The 11,908-nt window shown below is 37.9% G+C and carries 10 protein-coding genes; 9 read left to right on the forward strand and 1 reads right to left on the reverse strand.

The window, feature by feature from the left end; all coding sequences use genetic code 11:
• Positions 1-74: 74 nt before the first annotated feature.
• Positions 75-2,531: an O-antigen ligase family protein gene (locus MJ257_RS19750; protein ID WP_240270864.1), complete on the reverse strand. Its 2,457-nt coding sequence runs from the start codon at positions 2,529-2,531 to the stop codon at positions 75-77.
• Between the two features lie 130 nt (positions 2,532-2,661).
• Between MJ257_RS19750 and rfbA the strand changes: the two genes are divergently transcribed.
• The 9 genes from rfbA to MJ257_RS19795 are packed head-to-tail and all read left to right on the forward strand — an operon-like array spanning position 2,662 to position 11,908.
• Positions 2,662-3,534, forward strand: a complete 873-nt coding sequence (gene rfbA / locus MJ257_RS19755; protein WP_240270865.1) for a glucose-1-phosphate thymidylyltransferase RfbA — start codon at positions 2,662-2,664, stop codon at positions 3,532-3,534.
• A 24-nt stretch (positions 3,535-3,558) separates the two neighbouring features.
• Positions 3,559-4,110 carry a dTDP-4-dehydrorhamnose 3,5-epimerase gene (gene rfbC, locus MJ257_RS19760; RefSeq protein WP_240270866.1) on the forward strand — a complete coding sequence of 184 codons (552 nt, stop codon included), beginning with the start codon at positions 3,559-3,561 and terminating at the stop codon, positions 4,108-4,110.
• A gap of 13 nt (positions 4,111-4,123) precedes the next feature.
• Complete coding sequence (rfbB, locus tag MJ257_RS19765) at positions 4,124-5,188, forward strand: dTDP-glucose 4,6-dehydratase (RefSeq protein WP_308193231.1); 1,065 nt, start codon at positions 4,124-4,126, stop codon at positions 5,186-5,188.
• A 37-nt stretch (positions 5,189-5,225) separates the two neighbouring features.
• Positions 5,226-6,074, forward strand: coding sequence for a dTDP-4-dehydrorhamnose reductase (gene rfbD, locus MJ257_RS19770; protein ID WP_240270867.1), 849 nt, complete (start codon positions 5,226-5,228; stop codon positions 6,072-6,074).
• A 48-nt stretch (positions 6,075-6,122) separates the two neighbouring features.
• On the forward strand, positions 6,123-6,896 hold the full coding sequence (locus MJ257_RS19775) for an ABC transporter permease (protein ID WP_240270868.1): 774 nt from the start codon (positions 6,123-6,125) through the stop codon (positions 6,894-6,896).
• 31 nt (positions 6,897-6,927) lie between these two features.
• On the forward strand, positions 6,928-7,659 hold the full coding sequence (locus MJ257_RS19780) for an ABC transporter ATP-binding protein (protein ID WP_240270869.1): 732 nt from the start codon (positions 6,928-6,930) through the stop codon (positions 7,657-7,659).
• 40 nt (positions 7,660-7,699) lie between these two features.
• Entirely contained in the window at positions 7,700-8,545 is an 846-nt protein-coding gene (locus MJ257_RS19785) for an NAD-dependent epimerase/dehydratase family protein (protein WP_240270870.1), read from the forward strand.
• Between the two features lie 52 nt (positions 8,546-8,597).
• Positions 8,598-10,472, forward strand: coding sequence for a rhamnan synthesis F family protein (locus MJ257_RS19790; RefSeq protein WP_240270871.1), 1,875 nt, complete (start codon positions 8,598-8,600; stop codon positions 10,470-10,472).
• Between the two features lie 17 nt (positions 10,473-10,489).
• Positions 10,490-11,908 carry an MBOAT family O-acyltransferase gene (locus MJ257_RS19795; RefSeq protein WP_240270872.1) on the forward strand — a complete coding sequence of 473 codons (1,419 nt, stop codon included), beginning with the start codon at positions 10,490-10,492 and terminating at the stop codon, positions 11,906-11,908.

The following is an 11,908-nucleotide window of genomic DNA, read 5'->3' on the forward strand; positions in this document are numbered from 1 at the left end:
TAGGACATGTTATATTTCATTGTCCTATATAGGGGTAGCTTATCCTATGGGAGAGACCGTTTTTTTGATCTTGTTTAGAAAGTTAGATTAGCTAATTGCTCAATCGAATTCTTTTCGGACGGGTCCACTTGCAGCAACCGGTCGTACACGGCCTGGTCGCTAGCTCCTGTCTTCTGCAAGGCAGCCAGGTACCACCGGGCGATTTCGCGGTTTGTGTCATCCGTCAAATCATCTTTGATCCCTACTTTGAAAATTTCCGCCGCCTTAGCCGGTTCATTCATCATAAACTGCATTTTTCCGGCATTTAGGACCATCGGTTGTGTAATTTCAAAAGGATTCCCTTGCATTTGCCCCTTAGGCAACGTCTTCAGGTGCTCAACCCCATCCACAACATGCTGATAGGCGGCTAGCCCGGTTTGGAAATATTGCTCCTTCTGGGCTGTATCCTGTTCGCCAAGCTTCTGATACCCAAGCTCATAGGATTGAACAATCAGGTTCTCGTACCAGCTCATATCATAAGCATAACGATCAGCGTTATCGCGGTACACCGCATACGCTTTGTCGTATTCGCCTTTGGACTGATAAAGCTTAATCAGCTGTTTGTACATGTCCTTGTTGAAGGGTTCTTTTTTCAGCGCATTCGTAAGGAGTGACTGCTCCTGATTGTAGAAAGCTTCATCTTTCGTTTGATCAAAGCCGGCCTGCAACAGTGAGCTTAGGTACAGTACTGCATCCGGTTGGGCGCTGCGTTTCTTGAGCGCGTCATCCAGAGGGGCCTTGATCTCCTGGAAGTCCGTGCTGGTCGTGATCAACTCTTTACCTTTGGCCGCAGCCCCGGAAGCTTGGATGTTCCGGATCGACATAAAGATCAGGATCAAGGAGGCGACCACCATAATCGTGCTATACAGACCACGCATCGTTCCTGCCTTAACGGAGAACTTCTCGACAGGGCGGTTGTCCATTGTCGCCGCCATACCCGCCAGCCCTATGAATACCAAGATGCCCAAGAACACATAACTCATGTTAAAGTCCATTAAGCTGTGCATCAGGATGGAGAGGACAATGATGAAGTATACAAAGTAGGATTCCCGGTTTTGTTCATCCGCTTTGATATATCCATGGATGTATTTATAGAAAATAAAGGCCAAGAAAGCAATCAACACGAGGAAGCCTAGAATTCCGACCTCAACGAGGTACTGCATCACAAAGCTATGCGCTTGACGGCTGGTGTACGGGTTGTTCTGGTATTTCTCATAGATCGAAGCCCAGGCACCGCCGCCGGCCCCGATGATCGGATAGTCTTTGACAACCTTCGCCGCATCCTTATAGAAAGTCATCCGTTCCAGGAAGCTGTGTTGCTGGAGGTTCAGGTTTTCCAAGCGTTCCCCGATATTACCAGGCAAAATGTGTTTCAAGTTTGTCCCGAGGAACAATGCAGCTAAAACAGCTACCGCAATGACCGAAACCAAGGGGAGCCACAAACTGGCGAGTTTCTTGCTCGCCCATTTGCCAGTTCCGTTCTCCAAACGAGGAGCAACAAAACGTTGAATCAACCAAGCGATAACGGCCAATACGATCGAAGAAGCTAAGACATAAAACCATCCTTTGGCCGGGTCGCCGATCTGTCCTAGGTGGAATTGCTGCCCCAGCTCTGTAACTGGCTTGGCAATGACCAGCGTGCCGATTCCGGCAATCAGGCAGTAAACGATCCAGAGGATCTGCTTTGCAGGCTTCAGGAAGAACAGCAAGACGATAAATACGATTGGTAGGAACACCAAACCGCCCCGGGATAACGTTAGTAGAATCGAAAGGGCAATCGGTACAAGCATAAAAGCGTGAATAGCCTGGCTATACCATCTTTTGGAGCGTGTGATGGCAAATACGGCCACAAAGAAGAATGCCATCAAAAAGGCCGCATATGTATTCGGATATTGGAATACCGAAGCTAGCCGCGGACCGTTCGAGTCCACCCAAACCGCCTGTGTGTATTGCCCATGTACAACCGTACCCGTAAACCAGCCGACGAGGGCCGACACGGTTCTTCCTTGGCCGAGCCAGTTGAACAGACCAAAAAGCACAATGACATATCCAACCGTGATCACCGTCGTTTCGACGACACGGTTCGATTTTCGGTTTTGCAGCAAATACAACGAAATGACAAACATGAAGGCATAAAGCGACTGAATCAGCACCATATTGGAAGCAAAGTACTGGCTTGCTGCCGGAATCAGTGCGATAATGTAAGTTATGGGAATTAGCAGAACAAATAGGGCCGTCCAATCCCGCTGGTCCTCCAGCTTGATACTTTTGAAATAGGCGGCAACCCAGCCTAACATCAGTAGGCTTCCAACAAGAACCGCCCAATAAATCGGTTTCTCGAAGTCTAGCACAAGCCCGTTAAACAACCCGGCCTGGAACGGCGCCCAGACGAGGAACAAAATCAACCCAATCATCAACACCAACAACGCCGCAGGTAACTTTTCCCCATTTCTCGACGCTGCGGCCGTTTTACCGTATACTGGTTTCGACACGTGTTTATCTCCTTTGCAAATAAGTACGGGTATTATTTTAGCATAGACTTAGTAGATTTGTAATTCAGCAACTAGGATTTGTTATTTTACTATAAAGAATACGAATATTTTTTGAAGGAGTTTGTTGTTAATGAAAGGTATTATTTTAGCAGGGGGTTCCGGCACGAGATTATACCCTGTCACCAAAGCAATATCCAAGCAAATTGTTCCAGTATATGATAAGCCAATGATATATTATCCGCTATCTGTACTAATGCTTGCTGGAATTAGAGAGATACTAATAATTTCAACTCCCAGAGATATATCTGTGTATCAAGAATTATTTGAAGATGGTTCGAGTCTTGGGTTAAATATTTCTTACAAAGTACAAAATGAACCCAATGGACTGGCAGAAGCGTTCATAATCGGAGAAGAATTTATCAATGGCGACTCGGTTGCGTTGATTTTAGGCGACAACATTTTTTATGGTCAAAGCTTTGGGCGCATACTGGATGAAGCGGCCCAAAATAAAGAAGGAGCGACGATATTCGGTTATTTTGTCAAAAACCCTAAGGATTATGGTGTGATCGAACATGATAATGAGGGGAATGTAATATCTATAGAAGAAAAACCCGTGAATCCTAAATCCAATTATGCAGTACCTGGGTTGTATTTTTATGACCATCAGGTTGTGGAAATAGCAAAGAACATTACACCTTCAGCACGTGGTGAGCTTGAGATTACAGAAGTGAACAATATGTACTTAAAACAAGGGCGGCTCAAAGTAAAATTACTTGGCAGAGGCATGGCTTGGATGGATACGGGGACTCATGATGGGATGCTTGAGGCAAGCAACTACGTAGAAGCTGTTCAAAAAAGACAAGGTCTCTACATTGCCTGCATAGAAGAAATTGCTTATAAAATGAATTACATTAATAAAGAACAGTTAATGGAATTAGCAAAACCTCTGATGAAATCTGATTATGGAAAATACTTAGTTTATGTTGCAACGGGTTTATATTAATTTGTTCTTTTTTAGGAGGAGTATATGGGGAACTTCAAATTTATCGGGACAGGAATTAATGATTTAGTTATCGTAGAACCAAAAGTGTTTGGCGACCATAGAGGCTATTTCATGGAAACTTATAATTATAATGACTTTAAAGAAGCTGGTTTAGATATGGTTTTTGTTCAAGATAACCAATCAAAATCACGGAAAGGTGTGCTAAGAGGTCTCCATTTTCAAAAAAAACACCCACAGGGTAAGTTGGTTCGTGTCCTTTCCGGTGAGGTGTTTGATGTTGCGGTAGATCTTAGACCTGAATCTCTAACATATAAAAAATGGTTTGGTACAGTGCTTTCAGGGGAAAACCAGAAACAACTGTATGTTCCTGAAAGGTTCGCGCATGGATTCTTGGTTTTGTCAGACGAAGCAGAATTTGTTTATAAGTGTACGGATTTTTATCACCCTGAAGATGAGGGCGGTGTCCTATGGAATGATCCGGAAATTGGGGTGAAGTGGCCGATTACAGAAGATTTGGAAGTTCTTCTATCAGAAAAAGACAAAACATTAAAGTTACTTAGTGATCAGCAATTTTAGGAGGAGTTATTAAGTGTTAACAAATAATAATAATGTAGCTCCAGTTACCGTATTAGTTACGGGAGGGGCCGGGTTCATTGGAAGTAATTTTGTTCAATATATGTTAAAGCAATATCCTAATTATCATATTATCAACCTTGATTCATTAACTTATGCTGGGAATTTAGAGAATCTTCAGGAAGTTGAAGGTAATGAAAACTATACCTTTATCAAAGGTGACATCTGTGACGTGGCATTAGTTGATTCGATCTTCGAGAAATATAATCCGTTATATATAATTAACTTTGCAGCCGAGTCTCATGTTGACCGAAGCATATTGAATCCACAGGTATTTTTACAGACCAATATTGCAGGGACGCAAGTTTTACTTGATGCTTGTAAGAAATATTGGATGAGTAATGGAGGATACATCCCCGAAGCAAAATTTGTACAAGTTTCAACGGATGAAGTGTACGGATCTCTTGGACAAACGGGGTATTTTACGGAGAATACACCACTGTCTCCCAATAGCCCGTACTCAGCTAGTAAAGCATCTGCTGATATGTTTGTTCGGGCTTATCATGAAACTTACGACCTTAATATTAACATCACAAGATGTTCCAACAACTATGGTCCGTATCAATTTCCTGAAAAATTGATTCCATTAATGATCTCTAATGCTCTAGAGGACAAGGAATTGCCGGTATATGGGGATGGAATGAACATTAGAGATTGGCTGTATGTTGAAGATCATTGTAAAGCTATAGACGTTGTTATGCATAAGGGGAAATCCGGCGAAGTTTATAACGTAGGCGGACATAATGAAAGGGCGAATATTGATATCGTTAAGATTATTTTAGAGGAACTTGGGAAACCGGAATCACTGATTAAATTCGTCGAGGATCGTCTGGGCCATGATAGAAGGTATGCAATCGATCCACAGAAGATTAAGGATGAGTTAGGGTGGGAGCCGAATGTTATGTTCGATGAAGGAATTAGATTGACCATCCAATGGTACTTGAATAATCTAAAATGGTTAAATAATGTGAAGAGTGGAGAATATATAGCGTATTATGACAAAATGTATTCTGGGAAATAAATCTTTATAGATAGATTGATCCTGGGGAGAAATGACTATGAAGGTATTGGTGACGGGTGCTAAAGGGCAACTCGGATTTGACGTCGTAAGATGTTTGAAAGAATTGGGAGTAAAATGTATTGGTGTAGGCATGGACGACCTTGATATATCCAATTTAGAAGCGACTGCTAAGTATATCCGATGCTATCACCCCGACGTTGTTGTGCACTGCGCTGCATACACTGATGTGGATAGGGCTGAGTTTGAAGCGGAGAAATGTAGGATTATCAACGTAACTTCAACAGAAAATATAGCGTCACTCTGTAATGAAATAGGTGCGAAAATGGTGTACATTAGCACCGACTACGTATTTTCAGGTGAAGGTGATACACCTTTCGAAGTGTTTTCAAAAGTTGGTCCGCTATCTGTATATGGGCAGACAAAACTTGATGGGGAGAAAGTTGTTCAAAAAAGTCTTCCTCAACACTTTATTGTTAGAACTTCATGGGCTTTTGGAGTGAATGGAGATAACTTCGTAAAAAAAATGTTAAGAATTTCTGGGGAGTACGAAACAATTAATGTTGTTTCTGATCAAATAGGTTCTCCAACGTTTACTTTTGATTTAGCTCAGCTTATTGTGGACATGATACAGACTGAGAAATTTGGTGTTTATCATGCTACTAACGAAGGATATTGTAGCAGAGCAGAGTTTGCCGCCGAAATTTTTCGCCTAACAGACAAGAAGAATAAGGTCAACTTTATAAAATCTGATCAATACCATATGCAGGCCGTTAGACCTAAAAATTCAAGATTGTCTAAATCAAGTTTGGATTTAGGAGGATTTAATCGTTTACCAAGTTGGAAAGAAGCGCTAGTTAGATATTTAAAAGAAACCAGTGCAAAGTGATTCTTGTTTATCGTGTGCTATTATTTTAATCATAAGGATCGATTTATTATGAACTATGTTAAAAATTTTTGGCGGTACAAGGGGTTACTATATGAATTTGTTGTTAGAGATTTGAAAATTAAGTATCGTCGATCTTTCCTTGGCTATTTATGGAGTTTGTTAAATCCTCTCTTAATGATGATCGTTTTAGTTGCTGTATTTTCAAGCTTTTTTAGATTTGATATTCCTAATTACCCAGTTTATCTTTTATCGGGGCAAATTATTTTTAATTTTTTTTCAGAGGCTACATCTGTATCCATGAATTCGATTCTTGGTGCTGGAGCACTTATCAAAAAGGTATATGTGCCTAAATATTTATTTCCGCTTTCAAAGGTGTTCTCTTCATTTATCACCTTGATTTTTTCTCTGGTCGCAATGGTTGTAGTTATTATTTTTACAGGTGTGCCAATAACAGCGGAGATTTTGTTTTTTCCTTTGCCTTTACTATATATTTTAATGTTCTCTGTAGGTGTAGGTTTAATAATGTCTGTCCTTGCAGTTTATTTCCGAGATATGATTCATTTATATACAGTGCTTCTTTCGGCCTGGATGTATCTGACCCCCATTTTTTATCCTGTTAATATTGTCCCTGATTATGTGAAATCAATTATCTATGCTAATCCAATGTATTATTTTGTAGAGGCTTTTAGGGATATAGTACTGTACAGTCAACTGCCAGATCTCCAGACAAACATGGTATGCCTTTTTTTCTCTGTTTTATCAATTCTAATAGGTCTTTTGGTATTTTATAAGAATCAGCATAAATTCGTATTGCATATTTGATGAACAATTACGAAATGGAAGGGTTCAATCTATGTCTGAATTTGCGGTTGAAGTAACAAATGTTTCGATGAAGTTTAATTTGGAGAGGGAAAGAATCAATAGCTTAAAAGAATATACAATCAGATTGTTGAAGAGGAATATCGAATATGATGAGTTCTACGCTTTAAAAGATGTATCTTTTCGAGTAGAAAAAGGGGATTCCTTTGCTATTATTGGGGGGAACGGTTCTGGGAAGAGTACAATGCTGAAAATTATTTCGGGGATATATAATCCTACTTCAGGAAAGGTTCGTGTGAATGGTAGTATTGCTCCATTAATTGAGTTGGGTACTGGTTTTGACATGGAACTAACTGCGAAGGAAAATATTTTTTTGAATGGTGCTGTTTTAGGTTATACAAAAAAATTTATGCAGGAGAGGTATGAGGAGATAATTGATTTTTCAGAGCTGCATGAATTTGTAGATGTTCCTTTGAAAAATTTTTCGTCTGGGATGGTTGCGCGTCTAGGATTTTCTATTGCTACCCTTGTTAAGCCTGACTTGTTAATTGTTGATGAGATATTGTCGGTCGGGGACCAGTCCTTTCAAGAGAAATGCGAGAAAAGAATGAGCGAACTGACTGCTGGTGGCACGACTTTGCTTCTAGTCTCTCACTCGATTGATCAGGTTAAGAATGTTTGCAATAATGCTATTTGGTTAAAAAAGGGTCAGGTAATGGCTTCAGGGCTAGTAGAAGATGTCTGCAATGCATACCTCCAAGGGTAGCCATGATATTAGGAAAGAGTATTAGTTAGGGGAGTGTAGTATGTCTAATAATAAGACAGTATTGGTTACTGGTGCTGGGGGTTACATTGGTAATCATGTAGTAAAAACATTATTGGATATGGGGGTTAACGTATTCGCAGCGGATAATAATGTGGAACGCATTGACTTTCGTGCAAATATCATTGAATACAATATATTTTCTGGAAGAGAACAAATATATGATGAGTTGGGAAGGCCGGATATTTGTTTACACATGGCATGGAGAGATGGATTTGTTCATAATGCAGACTCTCATTTGAAAAACTTATATTCCCATTATGAATTTATAAAAAATATGGTAAATGGTGGACTAAAGCATGTTGCTGTAATGGGAACAATGCATGAGGTGGGTTATTACGAAGGTGAGATTAACGAAGAAACCCCAACAAATCCGTACTCATTATATGGTATTGCTAAAAATAGTCTGCGACAATCTCTGGAAACTTTTTTAAAGGGTAGAAATGTAGTGTTTCAGTGGTTAAGAGCCTTTTATATCTATGGTGATGATTCTAAGAATAAGTCAATTTTTACGAAAATTATTCAGGCTGAGCAAGATGGAAAAGAGTTGTTTCCTTTTACAACTGGAGAAAATAAATATGATTTTATTACTGTAGATGAGTTGGCTCGTCAAATTTCTTTAACAGTGCTGCAAACTGAAATTGACGGGATTATTAACTGTTGCTCAGGACAGCCTGTCTCATTAAGGGAAATGGTTGAGAAGTTCTTGGAGAAGAACGCTTATAAAATTAAATTAGATTATGGAGCATTCCCGAATCGCCCGTATGATTCTCCAGGATTATGGGGGAGTAATGAAAAAATCCAAAGGATTCTAAAAAAACACTCTTGATATAATTTCAATAGAAAAAATAGATAAGATAAGATTGGGGAATAGTATACTCATGAATGTATCTAATGAATCTAGTAAAAGGGCTGGTATATTTTTCTTTTTTGATAACGAAGGAATAGTTGATAGATATATATTACATCTTTTGAATGATATAAAGAAATCAATTGGGACTTTACTGATAGTTTGTAACGGAAAACTAATGAATGAGAGTAGAAAGTTGTTAGAAAAGGTAGCTACGGAGGTATTAGTAAGAGAAAATAAAGGATTTGATGTTTGGGCATACAAAGAAGGTTTAGAGTATATTGGTTGGGATTCGCTTGAGTTATATGAAGAGTTAGTATTGTTTAATTCAACTATTTTTGGTCCCCTCACATCTTTTGATACCATGTTTGCTGATATGAGTAAACGAGATATAGATTTTTGGGGGATAACTAAATTTCATAAAGTTGACTATGACCCGTTCGGTACCATTAAATATGGTTATATCCCTGAGCATATTCAATCTCATTTTATAGTTGTTAGAAATAAAATGTTGAAGAGTTTTGAGTTTCGTAATTACTGGAGTAATATGCGTGAAGTAAATTCGTACATACAGGCTATTGGTTACCATGAGGCAATTTTCACAAAGGATTTTAGTGATAAAGGTTTTTCATGGGATGTTTATGTGAATACTGATGATCTGGAGGGTTACACTTACCATCCAGTATTAATGATGCCACTGGAATTAATCAAGAATAGGAAATGCCCAATTATTAAACGAAGAAGTTTCTTTCATGATATAGCTGATTTTTTAAATAATACGACTGGTGAACAAACAATCGAAGCATACGAATTTATAAAGGAAAATTTTGATTATGATACTGATATGATTTGGGAAAATATATTGAGGACAAATAATCAAGCAGATATTAAAAATGCAGCAAATCTTAATTACGTATTATCAAGTGATATGTCCAGTAATAATCATAGTACTAAAAAAATTGCTCTAGTAATGCATATTTATTTTGATGACAAAATTGAGTATTGTCTAGACTATGCTAAATCTATGCCGCCAGAAACTGATGTCTATGTAACAACTAATAATGACTCAAATAAACTATTAATAGAAGAAGCTTTTAAAGGTATGGAATGTGCAAATTTGAAAGTGATAGTAATTCCAAATAGAGGAAGAGATGTGAGCTCGCTACTTATTGGAGTTAGAGATTATTTAGAAGATTATGATTATGTTTGTTTTGCGCATGATAAAAAGACAAAACAAGTTTATCCTTATATTAAAGGTGAGTCATTCGCATACAAGTGTTTTGAGAATATTTTGAAAAATAGGCATCTTGTGAATAATATTATTAGAACATTTGATGAAAATCCTAAATTGGGGCTATTATCTCCACCACCTCCAAATCATGCTGATTTTTATTTTACTATTGGATATGAGTGGAGCATTAATTTAGATATTACTAGGGATTTAGCGAAAAAAATAGGTATTGTAAGCGAAATGGAATGGCATAAGGAACCAATTGCTCCATTAGGCACTATGTTTTGGTTTAGACCTAAAGCACTAAAAGCACTAATTGAGTATAAGTGGGAGTATAAAGATTTCCCGCAAGAACCCAATAATGTCGATGGAACTTTATTGCATGCCATAGAAAGAATATACCCATATGTTGCACAATATGAAGGATATTATTCAGCATGGGTATTGGTTGATTCTTTTGCAAGAATAGAAATAACCAACCTTTATTATATGCTTCGGCAAATTAACTTGCGTTATTTTGAAAAATGCGGTCCAACACCTCATTACGGCATGATTACGGGGCTTTCAAATAACTTACGCCCGTCAAGAAGTTATCAGTTTAAGCAAAGTTTAAAAAAATACCTGCCCACTTATGTAATCGAGTTCTTAAAGAAAATAAGGAATATGACACGTTAGGAAAGAGGTAAGTATTGATGGTATTTAGCTCGACTATATTTTTATTTTGTTTTTTACCAATTGTATTAATAGGCTACTATCTTATGAAATTAGAGTATAGAAATGCCTTCCTATTGATAGTGAGTCTGTTTTTCTATGCTTGGGGCGAGCCTAAATTTGTAATCGTAATTATACTATCCATCCTTGTTAACTATATTTTTGGTTTTCTTATAAATATTTGTCGTATTAAATATTCTATTACAGTCTCAAGGGCTGTCATGATTATTGGGATACTTGCAAATTGTGGCCTTCTATTCTATTTTAAATATTTTGATTTCTTTATTTTGAATGTAAATTATGTTACCGGTTTGGATCTTTCACTGGAAAATATCATATTACCTATTGGAATCTCGTTCTTTACCTTTCAAGGTCTTTCATACATCATCGATATTTACCTGCAAAAAGTACAAGTACAAAAGAATTTTTTGAAGTTTGCGCTCTTTAAATCCTTTTTTCCACAGTTAATAGCAGGACCTATTGTAAGATATGTTGATGTGCATGATCAAATCGAGAATCGAGTTACTACGGTTGATGATTTTGCCTATGGTATTAGAAGATTTGTAATGGGACTAGGAAAAAAGATTATTATTGCTAACACATTGGGACAAGTAGCAGATAGTATCTTCAATTTGCCAGCTCATCAAAATTCATTGGATACTGCTTGGATAGGCGCTATTTGTTATTCGTTACAGATTTATTTTGATTTTTCAGGTTATTCAGACATGGCAATAGGACTAGCGCGAATGTTTGGATTTAAATTCAAAGAGAATTTTGACTTTCCTTATGTTTCTAAAACAGTGACTGAGTTCTGGAGAAGATGGCATATTTCACTTTCCTCTTGGTTCAGAGATTATCTGTATATTCCGCTAGGCGGGAATAGAAAAGGGAATGTATACTTCAATTTATTAATCGTGTTTATGGTAACTGGCTTGTGGCATGGTGCAGCATGGAATTTTGTGATATGGGGATTATGGCACGGCTTGTTTCTTATCATAGAGCGTGTACTAAGGAAATCAAAAACGAAGTTCAGAATTCCCCAAATCTTAACATGGTTATATACAATGCTTATTGTCGTGGTAGGTTGGGTATTGTTTAGATCTCCGGATCTTGCTTATGCTCTCAGTTACTTGAAAATAATGTTTGCAATTGATAGTCCGTATGATGTAGGATTCACAGTCTGGTATTATTTGGACCCCATGGTTATAACCATAATACTGATTGCATGCCTTGCTTCGTTGCCCATTTCTAAGTATATAAAGAACAATGTAGGTGCTTATGAAGAGCACAATGGTTTTAGTTTGTTCATACAAAATGCGTACGTCGCATTTTTATTAATCCTAAGTATTATGTTCATGGCAACATCAACTTATAACCCGTTTATATACTTTAGGTTCTAA

This window comes from Paenibacillus timonensis, assembly GCF_022427145.1.
In the GTDB taxonomy this organism is placed as follows: Bacteria; Bacillota; Bacilli; order Paenibacillales; family Paenibacillaceae; genus Fontibacillus; species Fontibacillus timonensis.